The organism is Rufibacter psychrotolerans, from assembly GCF_016924645.1.
GTDB classification, from domain to species: domain Bacteria; phylum Bacteroidota; class Bacteroidia; order Cytophagales; family Hymenobacteraceae; genus Nibribacter; species Nibribacter psychrotolerans.
In genome coordinates, this window is the sequence record NZ_JAFFJV010000001.1 from 373,397 (window position 1) to 388,407 (window position 15,011).

Below are 15,011 nucleotides of genomic sequence, written 5' to 3' on the forward strand. Positions count from 1 at the left end.
CATCGGGAAAAACATGAGATTCATCGGGCAGGCAGAAGGCCTCACCGAATAAAAAACGCAGGTGAAAAACTACCTATTACCTTTGACACAGTTAAAACAACAAAGACAGTTTGTTGAGCAAGAAAGAGAAGATATCAAGGGGCGGCGGGGCACTTCTGCCTGGCAGGAGCGTCAAAAGTTCTGATGCTTATTGGGGGATATGCTACAGATACCAATGACATTTGCCTCGCCGGCCCCTTCTTTTATCATAGCCTCTTCTTCCGTTGGGAAGAAGAGGCTTTTTTTTATGCCCGAAGATTTCTGTAACGCTGCTTCTGGTGCTTCGGCTGGTGTAGAAGGCAAATCCTGACCAGGTAAATGGGGGAGGTGGCGGATAGTATTCTGCCAAAAGTGGCGCTGCCCAGATCTTGAAAGCCCGCCATCTGCCTTTACGCGCTGTCCTCTCTTGGCTTTTCCGCAGACGCATTCCCAGCCCATCCGCTGCACCAGTTTTCAGAAACCATCAAGCGAAGGGGCCTCGGTCTACCCTGCCCACGAAGCCTGCACCTTACATTATAACCTCCCAGGCCCATTCGCGCAGGGCGCAGGGGTATGTTTTTTTCTTACCTTTGACCAGAGAATATCAGCCCAGGTTACATGAAGCAGCATATCACTGAAAACGAGCGGGAAGTCATCAAGCTCATCACCTTTTTCAAGAAGCGGGGAGATCGGCTGGCCGCCGAGGGCGCTCTGACGCAGGAGCACGAGGAACTGAATGCTGCCTGTGAGCGCCTCACCCAGAAGATCTACAACCACGCAGACTTCCGGCAGCAGGTGCTGGACAAGCACGAGGCCCTCAAGCGCATCATTGAAGACCATGCCCAGTGCCCCAGCTGTTCCAAATCTGACCACCTTAAAAAGACCGGCGTGGCCACCAATGAGCTGGGCTGGAAGTCTAACCGCTACCGGTGCCGCCGCTGCAACATTGAGTTCACCTGGAACCGCCCCAACAACCCCTGGGACATGATCCCCTTCCTGGAGCTTTGCCTCAAAGAGCTGGACACCAACATCAGTGCCCTGGAAACCGAGGAGACGCTGCGGGAGCGCGCCCAGGAAGCCCGTGACCACATGGCCGTTAGCCTGGAGCAACTGCGGGCCGCCATCCACCTGGCCGACACCGAGAAGCAGCAGATGGAGGAGCAGGACAAAGAGATGGCCCGCATGCTGCACGAGTTCAAGAAATACCTCATGATTGAGAAGATCAAGCTGGAGCCCTTCAGCGAGAACTAAGCAATAAGGACCCCAAAGCACCCGGCGCCCGTTTAGGGGCTGTTTTACCAAAAAAAACCCCCAAAACGGCGCCCGTAAAAATTTCAAACAAACCCTATGCCGGGCGCGCGTACACGTAAGAAAGCGGCTACAGGAGCTGCCCTTAACCCGTACAGACCATGCCCATAGAAAACAACAACATTACCAACGCAGACGAGAGCAAACGGCTGCCAGACAGCAACCCATCGCCCTTCACCGGGGCCAAGACCGAGGACGACCAGGTGGCCAAGCCAGACCTGGGCGGGAGCCCGCTGCAGGCCCAGGAGGCAGACTTCCTGGACCATGAGCCCGAAGGCCGCCTGGCCGAAGGCAATGTGGCCGCCGAGGACGAGGAAGACACCACCGAGCTGGACGGCAGCAACGCCAACAACCTGCGCACCAAATAACCCCCTGGCGAAGGCCTTACGGTTTTAGGGCTGTTCCAGCAGAAACGGCCCCAAAACCGCAAGGCCTTTCTTGCCGTTTAGATATACTGTTTGTTACACCAACGTCTAACACCATGAACAGAGACCATAGATCAGATCAATACGATCGTAACCGAGACCATAACCGCCGCCCAGACGAAGACCAGTACCGCGGCGCTTACCGCCAGGACACCGACCGCCGGGGCGAGTATGACCACCTCAACCGCCAGAACTTCAATGACCGCAGCGCCGACCGGGATTACCGCAGCAACAATTACCGGGGCTCCAACGAAGACCTGCGCCGCGAGCGCGACCATGAACTGAGCCGCGACTATGGCCGCGACCCCAACCGCCGCGGCGAGCGCTTTGACAACATGGGCGCCCACGAAGACAACAACGGGCTGGAAGGCGCTACCCGCAACTTCGGTAACATGGGCAGCTACGGCGGCGCGCAGGGCTGGGGCTCCTCGGGCAACGGCTCGCACCGCAATGAAGGCGGAGACCGCTGGGCCAGCGGCCACGGCCGCGAAGAAAGCCGTCCCGTGAACCGCCAGGTGTACGGGGCCTACCGTGACCACAACTCCTTCGCCGAAGGCGAGCGCGAGCAGTACGACGGTACCAGCCGCGCCGGCGGCAGGGGTGCCGACAACACCCGCGGCTGGGAACCCGCCGACCGGGCCGGCTCCAACGGTGCGGTAAGAAGGCTGGGTACCAATGACATCTCGCGCCGCGATGATGACAGCCGCTATGAAATCTACGACAGCGCCCAGGCCCACTACAACCGGGGCGAGTACAGCCAGCAGTTTGGCGGCGGAACCTACCTGGGCGAAGGCTTTGACCGCCGGTCTAGGGCCGAAGGCGGGGCCAACATGGACTACAACCACGGCCGCCGGGAACACTACAACCAGCAGGGCGAGGGCATGCGCAGCGAAAACTACGGCAACTCCGCCGGCTCGCTCAGCTGGGGTTACGACGGCGACTTCAGGGACCGCGAGAACCGCGAAAGCCGCTATGACCCCATGAGTGGCCACGTAAGAACCCAGGGAAGCCGGCCACCAGCTGGTGATGACTTTACTTTCTAAGCGACGGGCTTTGCCCAAATGAGCTTTTCCCACAAAAAAGAGGCTGCCAACCGGTAGCCTCTTTTTTGTGGGGGCGCCTGCTCCTTGGGGCGGCCATGCGGCACAAGGTCGCTCTCCCCGCTGTTTTCAGGCTCTTTTGGCTAAAAAGGGCTTGAAATGCCTTTTCGCCAGAAAACCCAAAGGCGGCAGGAGGAGAGAACAGAAAAGCGTTTTGGAGCTGTTTTTCTGAATCGGCAGGAAAACCGTGGGCTGGTCTACCAAAAGATAATCTGGCGGAAAGCTGTGCGTTCTATAGGCGTAGGTTCTACCTTTGCGTTTTTAAACGCTTTTGTGCATGAAGAACTCATTGCTATGCCTGCTTGCCCTGGCGTTGGCGGGAGCTGCCTGCTCGCCCTCGCCCCAGAAAGAAGCAGAATTGCTGCAGCAGGAGGTGCTGGCGCTCCATGACTCGGCCATGGCCCAGATGGGCACCCTGTACAGCAGCCGGAAAGAACTGGCCTACCTCAGAGACTCAGCGGGAGTGGGGCAGGACTCGGCGGCGCGGCAGAGCCTTTCGCGGGGCATCACTGGCCTGGAGCAGTCTGACGAGGCCATGATGCAGTGGATGCGGGCCTACCGCAACCCCGAAGACAAGCAGCCCCAGGAAGCCCGGGCCTACCTGCAGCAGGAAAAAGTAAAGATTGAAAAGGTGCGTGACGCCATTGCCCAGAGCCTGCGAACGGCCGATTCTCTGCGCACGCAGTACAGCAACCCCACCAAATGAAGAATACCCTTTTAGCCCTTGCCCTCGGGCTGGCGCTGGCCACGGCCTGCACCTCATCGCCGGAGGAGAAAAAATTACCTATTCTGGGTCCCCGGGAACCTAAGGTCACTACCGTGAATGGCAAACCGCAGGTAGACACCGTGTATCACACCATCCCAGACTTCGCGTTCCTGGACCAGGACAGCCAGATGGTGACCCAGCAAACGGTGGCCAACAAGATCTACGTCGCCGATTTCTTTTTCACCTCGTGCCCGTCTATCTGCCCCAAAATGAAGAGCCAGATGCTGCGCGTGTACGAGAAGTACAAAGACAACCCGCGGGTGGTGCTGCTCTCGCACTCCATTGACCCCGCGCATGACACCGTAGCCGTGCTGCGGGAGTACGCCGACCGCCTGGGGGTGAAGAGCGCTACCTGGCACTTTCTCACCGGCAACCGCGACACCATCCTGGACCTGGCGCAGCAGCATTACTTTACCACGGCCATGGAAGACAAGACCGTGGCCGGCGGTTACGCCCACAGCGGGGCTTTCCTGCTGGTAGATGAGCAGCGCCGCCTGCGCGGGCACTATGACGGCACCAAGGAGCAGGACGTAGACAAACTGCTCAAAGACATGGACCTGCTGCTCGCTGAGAAGCATGGGAACTAAGCGTTTGTCTTTCCTCCTGCGGAGCCTTTTGCTGGTGGCGGGCCTGGGGCTAACGCTCTCGGGCTGCTTCACAGAGCGGGGCGATGAGGGCGAACTGCTGTACGGGCGGCACTGCGCCAGTTGCCACCTGGAGAACGGCGAGGGTCTGCGTGGCATCATCCCGCCCCTGGTGAACTCAGATTACGTGGAGAAGAACCGCGACATCCTGGCCTGCCTCCTCCGGAAAGGGATACAGGGAACCATCGTGGTGAACGGGCGGGAGTACAACCAACCCATGCCCGGCAATGAACAACTCACTGAGGCAGACCTCACCAACATCATCAATTACCTGCACACAGAATTTGGGTCGCCCAGGCAGCGGGTTTCGTTGGGCGAGGTGAGGGCGCAGATCAGAAAATGCCCGTAGCGTTTCCCCCACCAAAACAAAAAGAGCAACCACTGCTGGTTGCTCTTTTTGTTTTGGTGGGGGTACAGGCAAGCTGTAGTTTCCCTTACCAAGCGTATTATCTGGCGGTGGTGCCACCGCCGGTAGTGCCGCCACCAGTTGTGCCGGCAGTAGTACCGGTAGTTCCAGTGGTGCCGGTGGTTCCAGTAGTACCAGTTGTACCGGTAGTGCCGGTGGTACCTGTTGTTCCGGTGGTGCCCGTAGTACCGGTAGTACCCGTGGTGGTGCCGCCCGTAGTTCCGGTGGTACCGGTAGTACCGGTGGTGCCAGTGGTACCAGCAGTAGTGCCGCCCATGGTGTCGGTGCTCATGTCAGTGGTAGTGCCGGCGCCGTTGTCCATGGTGTTGCTGTCAATGGAGGTGTTATCTGTGGTGGTGCCATTCGCCTGGTCCTCCTGGTTGCCACTTCCTCCGCAAGAGGTGAATGCCATCATCGCAGCAAGAGCACACGCAGCGCCCCAATTTAATCCGTTAATTTTCATAGCTTAAGTGAAAGGTTAAGGTTGAATAATGTATACATGCCCTTGGTACGAGATTGCAATTTAGTAAGTCGTGGTAAGTCTAAAATATTATTCAAAAATTCATAAAAATACGTATAAATACGTAGCCGTTGCGCCGGTAAAACCCTTATCTGCCAAGGCGTAAACCCACTCCTCCGGAAAAAGAGCAACCAGGCATGCCCTGCCCTGGAAAAGAGGAAGTTTTTAAGAAAGTACCCTGGTTTGCTAATAAGATTGGTTTTAGTTGTAAAACCCAGAAATAGCTAATAGATTTAGCTATGGAACAAGGAGCTTCAGAACACGGGCACAAGAACAAGCCGCTGCAAGACAGGGCGCTGAGCAAGGGCAGGGGAGCCCAGTACAATCCCACCAATCCGTTCCTGAAGAGCGAGTACGTGGTGGAACACCTGGAGGGCCTGGACGAAGCCTGGGAGCAGAAAAGCGCGACCCAGTTCTTTCAGGAGCACCCTAAAACCATAGTGAACGAGGTCAACTCCCCCGACCTGGGCCTGGTGTATTCCATGAATCCTTACCAGGGGTGTGAGCACGGCTGCATCTACTGCTACGCCCGCAACACGCACACCTACTGGGGTTTTGGGGCAGGGCTTGATTTTGAGCAGAAGATTATTGTGAAGGAGAACGCCCCGGCGGTGCTGAGGGCGCAACTGGAGCACCCCAAGTGGGTGGTAAGGCCCATCATGCTGGCCGGCAATACCGACTGTTACCAGCCCATAGAAGCCAAAAAGAAGATTACCCGCCAGTTGCTGGAGGTGCTGCTGCACTACAAGCACCCGGTGAGCCTCATTACCAAAAACGCCCTGATCCTGCGCGACCTGGACCTGTTGACCCAACTGCACCGGCACCGGTTGGTGCACGTGAACGTCTCCATTACCACCCTGCAGGAAGAACTCAGGCAAAAACTGGAGCCGCGCACCGCCACGGCCGCCAAACGCCTGCAGGTGGTGCGGGAACTGTCTGCGGCGGGCATTCCGGTGAACGTGATGGTGGCGCCCATCATCCCGGGCCTGAACGACCACGAGGTGCCCGCTATTCTGGAAGCCGCGGCGGCGGCGGGGGCCCTGTCGGCGGCCTATACCATTGTGCGGCTGAACGGAGCCGTGGGCGAAACCTTTGAGGACTGGATCTACAAAGCCTACCCAGACCGGGCCAACAAAGTCCTGAACCAGATCAAAGCCTGCCACGGCGGTACCCTGAACGACAGCCAGTTCGGGCGCCGCATGGCCGGGGAAGGCAAGTGGGCCGACACCATCAGAGCACTTTTTAAGATAGCCATGCACCGGCACTTCAAAGGCCGGCAGATGCCCCCGTATGACCTGACCGCCTTCACGCCCCGGGGCGGCAAACAACTGTCTATGTTCTAACTTTCCGCCGCTGCGGGTAGGGAAGCGCTGTTTTCCTGATTTTGTACTTCGCGCAGGGGGAACCCATCTGCCGGGTTAAGGCTTTTGGGCTGTCGGGGCTATTACTCAGGAGCTTCTCCCTTCTCAGCAGGCCAAGAACGCAGGGCAGGGTTTTGGAAGAAAACGCTTTGGGGGCTGTATGGGTAATAAAACCCCGAAAAGCCTGTTATAGTGTTGGGGCGCCCGGCCAACCGGGGCTGCCTGGCAATCTGGGCGGGGGAAGAAAGTAGCCTTCTTTCTAAACAGAACTTTTCTAAAACAGATAGGCTCTTCGTATCTTTAGGCATGGGCAAGACCCTTACTCATACAAGTACCGTGGCTGGGAAGAAAATCAAAAGAAGCTTCTTGTTTAAACTCATTGTGTTTTTGAACATAGGGGCGGCTGTCTTGTTACTTCTTTCCCACTTGGCCTCTTACATTAACCCGGGGGTATTTTGGGTGGCCAGCCTGGTGGCCCTGGCGTTTCCGGGGCTGTTGCTGGTAAACCTGCTCTTTATCCTGTACTGGCTCCTGGTCAAAAGCCGCGCCCTGTTTATCTCACTGTTTGCCGTGCTGGTGGGCTTTGACAACCTGCAGACCCAGGTACAGCTTAACCTGTTTGAGACCCAGGTGCCGCCCCAGGCCCAGAAGCTGCGGGTGCTCAGCTTCAATGCCCGCCTGTTTGACCTCTACGACTGGACCGGCAACCCCAAAACCCGCGACAAGATCTTTAAGATGGTGCAGGATGAAACCCCTGACATTCTCTGTTTCCAGGAGTTCTACACCTCGTCCAAGGCCGGGCGCAACAACCTGGACACCCTCCTAAACCTGCAGAAAGCCACCAACCACCACGTAGCCTATACTGAGACCCTGCGCAACAGTGACCATTGGGGCATTGCCACGTTCAGTACCTACCCGGTGGTGCGGCGCGGCAACATCCTGTTCAACGAGGAGACCAACAACCTCTGCATCTTTACAGACCTGAAGATAGGCGAAGACACCGTGCGGGTGTACAACGTGCATTTCCAGTCTAACCGGTTCAAGCGCGAGGACTACGAGTTCCTGGGCAACCCCAACGCCAAGCCCACCAGTGACGAGAAGCTCACGGCGTCGCGCAACATCATCAGGCGGCTGCAGGTGGGCGCCACCAAGCGGGCCAGCCAGGTGCAGGTAGTGTCAGACCACATTGAGAACTCCCCTTACCCCGTGATAGTGTGCGGAGACTTCAATGATCCGCCGGCGTCTTACACCTATAATAAGATTAGCAAAAACCTGAAAGACGCCTTTGTGGAAAGCGGCTGGGGGCTGGGCAACACCTTCAACGGGCTCTTCTCGGTGCTGCGCATTGATTACCTGCTGCATGACCCGCAAATGGTGGGCACCGGCTACAAAACCATCCGGCAGAACCTCTCAGACCACTATGCCATTGTGAGCGACCTATGGCTGCAGCAGTCTCCCCCCAAAGAGCGGGAATAGTAAATTCCGGGGATTTTCGCCGCAGGCGCAACCTCCTTTTACCCGTTAATTTTTTGCCTGAGCAAACGCCTCTTTTCTGGCGCGTAAGCACCTGGAAGGATACCCGTTTTAGGCCAGTTTTCTGGAAAAAGCCGCTAAAACAAGAGAAGTCCGGTGTAGGGAAGGAGCAGTGGCAAAGGCTGGATTCCCTTTCTTTTACCTGACGCTGCCAAGGCAAATTCAGCGCTAACCAAAGGGCAGCCTTTTCCAAGAGGCCGGTGCCGGGCGGAAGCGCTTACAGGGCGTGGCGCTGGTTTTCACTCACGTTGTCCAGGGTCCATTCTACCCGGCCCACAAAGGCATGTTCCCTTACCTTGCAGTCAGACTTGGTGCAGAGGCGGCAGCTGAGCGGGGGCAGGCAGGGGTCCAGGTGCACGAACAGCTCCACTATGTTGCCCATCTCCTGGCTGATCATGTCCTGCAGGAGCTCCACCTCATGGTGCGCCTCCTGCAGGTTGAAGTACCAGGGCAGGGTAAGGTGGCAGTCAATGTGCAGCTGGCTGCCGTACTTGATCACGCGCATGTTGTGCAGGTCTATCCAGTTTTCGCGGCGGCGTTGGTTGAGCACTGTAATGATGCGCTCCAGGAGCTGGTGATCGGCCTCGTCCATGACCCCCGAGATGGAGCCCCGCACAATGCCGTAGCCGGTATAGGTGATAAACGACCCGAAGATGATGGCGATGACAGAATCGAGCCAGACAATCTGGGTGAAGTAGATGCAGGCCAGTCCTACAATGAGGCCCAGGCTGGAGTACGCGTCTGAGAGCAAGTGCTTGCCGTTGGCCAGGATGGCCAGGGAGTGGTGCTGGGTGCCCCGCTTCACCAGGTAGCGCCCCGCGGCATAGTTGATGATTCCGGTGAGGGCGGTAAGCAAGATGCCCACGTCTACCTTCTGGATGGGATGCGGGTACACCAGGTTGTACACCGACTTGATGATGATAATGACGCCCGCCAGGGTAATGAGCGTGCCCTCCAGCCCCGAGGAGATAAATTCAATCTTGCCGTGGCCGTAGGGGTGGTCCTGGTCTTTGGGCTTGGCGGCCAGGTACACGCTGTACAGGGCAACGCCGCCGGTCACAAAGTTAATGATAGACTCCAGCGCATCGGTTAAGATGGCGTTGGAGTTGGTGAGAAAGTAAGCGCCAAATTTTACGCTCAGTAATGCCAGGGCCAAGACCAGCATCAGAGACATGATGCGTATGGAAGAAACCGCCGGGGAAGTGGTGGGCATGAGGGTAGCTTTGTAAACTTTTGCTTTAGAAACGTGCCTTGGCAAAAGGGGGTACAAAAGTACTGCTTTTTTTTGGCCCCAGCAGCACTACCCGTGGCAGAGAGCGTTGACGATGCCGGTATGGCCGCCTACGGCAAGGCCTGCAGGCGGGTTGCTACCCCAGAAACAGAGACAGGAGCCAGGTAATAAAGGAGGCAATGAGCCCCAGAAAGAAAAACAGAAAGCCTAGGATTGGTTGCATGGGCATAAACTTTAGTTAAGTAAAGATAATAATTAACCCGTAGTGCAACAAATAGATTAGAAGATTCATATAATACCTATTGTGAGAACTAAGCTCATGCCTTACTTTCGTTGTTGGTACATAGACAGAAGATACGTTCTCACGTTACACTTATGAACTCCTCAAGCAAAAAGGCAGTGGTGGGTAAACCAATTGAGAAAATGCTGAAAAACAACGTGCTGCTGCCCGTAGACAACAGCGCGGTGAATGACTCGTTGGCCAGGTTAAAGGCCCTGCGGCAAATGTACATTCAGGCTCCCCAAACCGGCAAAAAGGTGTTTAAACTGCCGGCCTTGAAGAAAAACTAACGCGGCCTGCCTACGGTTTCCGGCTTATTGATCCCTGTCAGGCTGACCAGGGTAGGCTGTGCCAGGCTGGGGCCAGACCGGGGCGTGTCCAGATTCTTCTGCCGCCTGCCGGGGGCCGCGCAGCCGGACCGCCCGGCTAGAATCTTAAGCCGCATACGGCATAAAACAAGCCCTGTGTTTAGGGGCCGTTTTTCTGGAAACGGCCCCTAAACACAGGGCTTTGCTGTAGATAGTCCTATTTTAGTCGATCAGGCCCTGCTGGATGGCGTACTTGATCAACGTAGCGGTGTTGCGGGCCTTGGTCTTCTCAATCAAATGCTGGCGGTGCGACTCAATGGTGCGCTTGCTGGCAAACAGCTTGTCGGCGATCTCGGCGTTGGTGTAGCCTTCGGCAATCAGCCGCAGCACCTCCATCTCACGCTTAGACAGCTCCGGGTTATTCTTCACCCCGCCGTTGGCCGTGGCTTCCTCCTGGTTGTTGGCGCGGTTGAGCAGGTTAAGGGCCACCTCAGAGCAAATAAAGGAGTTGTCATTGGCCACGGTCTTAATGGCGTGGACCAGCTCATCGCGGCCGGCGGTCTTGAGCACAAAGCCCTTGGCCCCCGCTGAGCGCACCTTGTGCACGTAGCTTTCCTGGTCCAGCATGGTCAGGATCAGGACTTTGAGCTTGGGGTGCGATTGCTGCAGCCGCTGAAGCGTCTCAAACCCGTCCATGACCGGCATGTTCAGGTCCAGCATGATCACGTCGGGGGTAACGGTTTCCAGCAGGTCCAGCAGTTGCTGGCCATTTTCGGCTTCGCCAATAATCTGAATTGACCTTTCTGATTTAAGCAAAGACTTCAGCCCATCTCTGATCAGGGTGTGATCATCTACAAGAATTACTTTTATCATACCTTCAATTTTGATAGATGCCTGGTGCGTTATAAGTCAGGGTAATTGGGGTGATGTTTGGCAGAGGCTATGCAAGATAAACTATTATACGGGTAAAAGGCCAGAACAGGCCCATTGGGCGGGTAATTTTTGAGGTTAATTCCTTGGCTCAGTATAAATACCTATTTGTAAAAAAGGGTAATTTATACCTTTCATTGCGGCTTACATATAGTTATATTTGAATAGATTAGCTACGCAAACAAAAGCTTGCCATTTATGGGAAAGCTGCCCCAAACCAATGGAAATTACAACAAAGGTGACCGATGCCGGTGTTTGGGTTTCGCTGCGCGGATCATTGGATGCAGTGTCTGGCGAGGTGATGCAGAAAGAGTTACAGACTGTGTTCCAGCACCAACGGAAGAACCTGCTGATTGATTTCGCCGCGGTGACCGAAGGGACTCCGGCAGGCTTGCGGTCCCTGCTTCCGTATGTGCAGCAGATTCATGAGCAAAAGATGGAGCTGGTCTTGTTTAACCTGAACGAGAAAATCCAGAAGATGGTGAACAGCTCTGGCTTCAATTCCCTGATTGTGGTGGTAGACTCCCTTGACTCTGCCATTGAGTATGCGCTGCGCAAAAGCATAAAGAAGCGGTAACATTCCCGTAAGCCCATTTCCCGCGCAATTGGCTTACTTTATAAAAAAGAAACGCCATGCAAATAGCCATAGAACAAGAAGCCCATGCCTATATCCTGCGCCTGAAGGGGGAGCTGGATGCCTCTACGTGCCTGGAGGTGGACAAAGAGATGGAGGTGGCTATTGGCAAGCCCATTGAGCAGCTCTGGATTGACTGCGAGGGGCTCTCGTACATCTCGTCGGCCGGGCTGGGCGTCCTTATCTCGCACCTGGGTACCCTGGAGGCCAGGCAGATCAACCTGGTGCTGTACGGCATGAGCGACCACGTGAAGAATGTGTTTGAGCTGCTGGGCCTGCACCTGCTCATGACCATTGTGCCCTCCAAGCAAGACGCTGCGCTGCAGGCCAAGTAAGCCCCAGCTATCTCTTATAAGCCGCCGCCCCGGTGCCTGTGCAATCTGTTGCAGGGGCACCGGGGCGGCGGCTTGTGGTGGGGCCGCGGTTAGCGGTGCAGGGTAATGGTAACGGCGGTGCCCTCTTCAGGGGAGGAGTGGATCTTCATCTTGCCCTGTAAGAGTTTGACCCGGTTCTGGATGGTGGTGAGGCCCATGCCGGCGGCTTTGGGCTTGGCTCCCGGGCGCATGCCCACGCCGTTGTCCTCTACCCGCACCATGATCTGGTGCCCCTTGTCGGTTACCTGTACCGAGACCTCGGTGGCCGAGGCGTGTTTGATGGCATTGTTGAGGAGTTCCTGCACAATGCGGTAAATGCCGGTCTCCAGCAAACCGGCTTGGTGCTGCTCAAACCCAGAGACCACGCACTGCACCGTGAAATTGGGGGTAGACAGCCGGTGCGAAAGATCACGGAGGGCCGTTTTCAGGCCAAAATCCTGCAAAGCCTTCGGAATCAGCTCATGGGCCAGGGTTCTGGTTTCTTTGATGGCGTCTTCCAGAAAGCCGCTCACCCGCTGCAGCGAGGCCACGTCTGGCACCGCCACTGCGCCGCTGGCCTCATCAGGCTGGATGAGGTCTTCCAGGTTAAGCTTGGCGGCGTACAAGAGCTGGGCCAGGCTGTTGTGCAGGGCCTCGGCAATGCGCTTGCGCTCTTCTTCCTGGGCGGTGAGTACCGCATTGGCCACGGCTTTCTGCTGGTCTAGCTGGTACTGGGTTTCTTCCTGCTGGCGTTGCTTCTGCAGCGTAATGTCATGGATAATGCCCAGGGCGCCAATTACTTCTTTGTCTGCGTTTAGAAAGGGCGCCAGGTTTACCTCATAGGCGCGGTTGGTTTGCAGGCCCGGTATCTCCTGCAGCGTGATGCGGTGCCCCTGCAACACCCGGCAAAGGTGCAGGCTCACGTTTTCATGGTACTCAGGAGCAAACAAAGACACCAGCGGCTTGCCCAGCACGGTCTGGCGGGGTTTGGCGGAGATGGTTTCCATGGTTTTGTTCCAGGCCGTGATGGCCCGGTGCTGGTCTATGGCCAGAATACCGTCTATGCTGTTCTCCAGGAGTTTGTCTGAGAATTCTTTCTCCGTCATCAGCTTGTCCTGCATTACTTTAAGTTCGGTGATGTCTATACCAAACGCAATGCCAATCTCGCGCTGTGCGTCAAGAAACCCAAAGTTCTGGAAATGTACGGTTTGCCCGTTGTAGGGGAAGCTGGCCGTAAAGCTCTTTACCTGCCCGTTGAGTACGTCCTGGATGTTGTTCCGGAGCATGGGGAAAATCTCAAACATGCTTCTGCCCACCAGGGCATTGTCCTGGATGCCCAGGCTGCGCAGGCCCTGGCCTTTTACCTCCAGGTAGTTGCCTTCCAGGTCAATAACGGCCAGTACCAGGGGCAGGTTCTGCAGGAGCTGGTCTAGCAGGAAAGTGCGGTGCCGCGCCTCGGCCTCGGCTTTTTTCTGCTCGGTCACGTCCAGGCAGAAGCCAATGGCCCCGCCGGTGGTGGCATCATGGAAAAAGAAGTTTTGTTTGTAGATTTTCTGGCCGTTGACCTCGGTCTCGCCCACAAAGGTTTCTTTGCCGCCCGCCAGCACCGCCTGCAGGTGCGGTTTTACGGCGGGGTTCAGGGTGTACATAGAGGTGCCTTCCAGTTCATGGTCCTGGTAGCCCAGCGAGCTTAGCCCAGAGCCAATGGCTTCCTCAATCACGCCCTCAGGGGAGATGCGCCATAAGATCACCGGCAGGTTCTTGAGAATGCCGCTCACGGTCTGGTGCAGTTGGCGCAGTTCGCGTTCATGGCGGGTGCGCTCCGTGAGGTCCATGGCCACGCCCACCAGTTGGGTGGGTTTGCCGGCGGCATCGCGCTTGAACACGGTCTCGCGGAAGAGAATGTTGCGCCAGCCGCCGTCTTTGGCCTTGATGCGCACGTGGGCTTCCAGAAACTCGCCGTCTTTCACCTGGGCAAAACGCTGGTGCCGGTCAAGAATCTGGGCGGCGTCTTCTGGGTGGTACAGGGTGTCTAGCAATTCACGCGGGTGCCCGGTGATGTCTGCTGGGGTGTAGCCCAGGAACGCGAGGAAGTTGCGGTTGTTGTAGACGTTGCGGCCCAGGGTTAAATCTTCTACGTACAGGAAATCGGGCATGGCCTCGGCCATGGTTTTGATCAGGTGCTGGCTTTCCTGGAGTTGCGCGTGGGCCTGGTGCTGCTGGGTAATGTCCTCGGTGGTGAGCACAAATCCGTCGTCCATCTTCATGGCCACGCAGTTGAGCCAGTGTTCCCGGTCTTTTTTCTTGAAATGGGCGGTAAACGTTTGCGGGCTGCCCGTTTCTACCGCCTGCACGTACCGGGCAAAGCGCCCCGAGGTGATTTCTTCGGGCGCCTCCTGGGTGAGCGTCGTTTTCTGCAGCCGGTCAAAGGTGGTCTGCATGAACTTCTCGGCGGTGTGGTTCATGAGCACCCACTTGAAGTCATCTATCTCGCCTTTGCTGTTGCGCACGGCCTTGAATACCTGTATGCCGTTTAGGGAGCTGTTGAAAATGCCGATGAGCAGTTGCTCACTGTGTTCCAGGGCTTTGCTGGCTTTTTTCTGCTCAGAGATGTCCAGGAACACAAACCGGAGCAAAGGTTGCTTGCCCTCTTCCTCCGGAAGCCTTACGGCCTCTACCTGGGCGCAGAACGGCTCGCCCTTCACGGGAACCAGGTTCAGGTCGGCGCGGTGCTGGGTGGGGCTTTCCAGCGCTTTCCTGAAGAGCGCGTAGTAGTCTGAGATGCTGTCTGGTTGCACAAACAGGCTGAAGCGTTTGTCCAGCAGATGGAGCCGGGGCAGGTGGAGCAGCTCAGTGGCGCGGCGGTTGGCTTCCTCAATCACGCCGTCCTGGGTAAGGGTGAGATAGCCAAAGGGGGCCGTGTCATAGAGCTCCAGGTACTTTAGGTGGGCCTGCTCCAGCTCAGCGGTGGTCTGCGCCAGCTGGTGGTTCTGCATCTCCAGCTCAATCTGGTAGATCTGCAGCTCCTGTATCACAGACCGCACCTCTTCCGGGGTCATTTTCTCTGCTTCCTCCAGGGTGACCAGCCGTTGCAGCTTCTCTGCCCTGGAGCGCAGTTTTGAGTTCTGATGGGCCCCCAGCGGGGTTGCCTGGCTGTTTGCATCCATTCCTGTCCAGCTCTTCGTTACCGTTAC

At 56.7% G+C, this 15,011-nt stretch carries 15 protein-coding genes; 11 read left to right on the plus strand and 4 right to left on the minus strand.

What is annotated here, in order from left to right:
* Positions 1-636 precede the first annotated feature (636 nt).
* The 6 genes from JT718_RS01460 to JT718_RS01485 all read left to right on the plus strand — a co-directional run bounded on the left by JT718_RS01460 (position 637) and on the right by JT718_RS01485 (position 4,610).
* Positions 637-1,269: a hypothetical protein gene (locus JT718_RS01460; RefSeq protein ID WP_205499890.1), complete on the plus strand. Its 633-nt coding sequence runs from the start codon at positions 637-639 to the stop codon at positions 1,267-1,269.
* Between the two features lie 158 nt (positions 1,270-1,427).
* A complete protein-coding gene (locus JT718_RS01465) occupies positions 1,428-1,694 on the plus strand; it encodes a hypothetical protein (RefSeq protein WP_205499891.1) in 267 nt (88 codons plus the stop codon).
* 113 nt (positions 1,695-1,807) lie between these two features.
* Positions 1,808-2,794 carry a hypothetical protein gene (locus JT718_RS01470; RefSeq protein ID WP_205499892.1) on the plus strand — a complete coding sequence of 329 codons (987 nt, stop codon included), beginning with the start codon at positions 1,808-1,810 and terminating at the stop codon, positions 2,792-2,794.
* A 334-nt stretch (positions 2,795-3,128) separates the two neighbouring features.
* Positions 3,129-3,557, plus strand: a complete 429-nt coding sequence (locus JT718_RS01475; protein ID WP_205499893.1) for a hypothetical protein — start codon at positions 3,129-3,131, stop codon at positions 3,555-3,557.
* Positions 3,554-4,204, plus strand: coding sequence for an SCO family protein (locus JT718_RS01480; RefSeq protein WP_205499894.1), 651 nt, complete (start codon positions 3,554-3,556; stop codon positions 4,202-4,204). The genes JT718_RS01475 and JT718_RS01480 overlap by 4 nt, the downstream gene beginning before the upstream one ends.
* Positions 4,194-4,610 (plus strand): c-type cytochrome, encoded by a 417-nt coding sequence (locus JT718_RS01485; RefSeq protein ID WP_205499895.1) that lies wholly within the window; start codon positions 4,194-4,196, stop codon positions 4,608-4,610. The genes JT718_RS01480 and JT718_RS01485 overlap by 11 nt, the downstream gene beginning before the upstream one ends.
* 97 nt (positions 4,611-4,707) lie before the next feature.
* Here the strand turns inward: JT718_RS01485 and JT718_RS01490 are convergent, their stop codons facing one another.
* Positions 4,708-5,082, minus strand: a complete 375-nt coding sequence (locus JT718_RS01490) for a hypothetical protein (RefSeq protein WP_205499896.1) — start codon at positions 5,080-5,082, stop codon at positions 4,708-4,710.
* Positions 5,083-5,426: 344 nt separating this feature from the next.
* Between JT718_RS01490 and JT718_RS01495 the strand changes: the two genes are divergently transcribed.
* Positions 5,427-6,530, plus strand: coding sequence for a PA0069 family radical SAM protein (locus JT718_RS01495; RefSeq protein ID WP_205499897.1), 1,104 nt, complete (start codon positions 5,427-5,429; stop codon positions 6,528-6,530).
* Between the two features lie 384 nt (positions 6,531-6,914).
* A complete protein-coding gene (locus tag JT718_RS01500) occupies positions 6,915-8,024 on the plus strand; it encodes an endonuclease/exonuclease/phosphatase family protein (protein ID WP_205499898.1) in 1,110 nt (369 codons plus the stop codon).
* 274 nt (positions 8,025-8,298) lie between these two features.
* On the opposite strand, the gene JT718_RS01505 is transcribed toward JT718_RS01500, so the two are convergent.
* The gene (locus JT718_RS01505) at positions 8,299-9,294 is read right to left on the minus strand and encodes a cation diffusion facilitator family transporter (RefSeq protein WP_205499899.1); all 996 of its coding nucleotides are present in this window, start codon (positions 9,292-9,294) and stop codon (positions 8,299-8,301) included.
* Between the two features lie 393 nt (positions 9,295-9,687).
* Here JT718_RS01505 and JT718_RS01510 point away from each other — a divergent pair, with 393 nt between their 5' ends.
* Entirely contained in the window at positions 9,688-9,882 is a 195-nt protein-coding gene (locus JT718_RS01510; protein ID WP_205499900.1) for a hypothetical protein, read from the plus strand.
* A 240-nt stretch (positions 9,883-10,122) separates the two neighbouring features.
* Here JT718_RS01510 and JT718_RS01515 read toward each other — a convergent pair whose 3' ends face one another.
* Positions 10,123-10,773 (minus strand): response regulator, encoded by a 651-nt coding sequence (locus tag JT718_RS01515; protein WP_205499901.1) that lies wholly within the window; start codon positions 10,771-10,773, stop codon positions 10,123-10,125.
* Between the two features lie 277 nt (positions 10,774-11,050).
* Between JT718_RS01515 and JT718_RS01520 the strand changes: the two genes are divergently transcribed.
* Entirely contained in the window at positions 11,051-11,407 is a 357-nt protein-coding gene (locus JT718_RS01520) for an STAS domain-containing protein (protein ID WP_205499902.1), read from the plus strand.
* A gap of 56 nt (positions 11,408-11,463) precedes the next feature.
* A complete protein-coding gene (locus JT718_RS01525) occupies positions 11,464-11,799 on the plus strand; it encodes an STAS domain-containing protein (protein WP_205499903.1) in 336 nt (111 codons plus the stop codon).
* A gap of 89 nt (positions 11,800-11,888) precedes the next feature.
* Here the strand turns inward: JT718_RS01525 and JT718_RS01530 are convergent, their stop codons facing one another.
* On the minus strand, positions 11,889-14,984 hold the full coding sequence (locus JT718_RS01530; protein ID WP_205499904.1) for a PAS domain-containing sensor histidine kinase: 3,096 nt from the start codon (positions 14,982-14,984) through the stop codon (positions 11,889-11,891).
* Positions 14,985-15,011 lie beyond the last annotated feature (27 nt).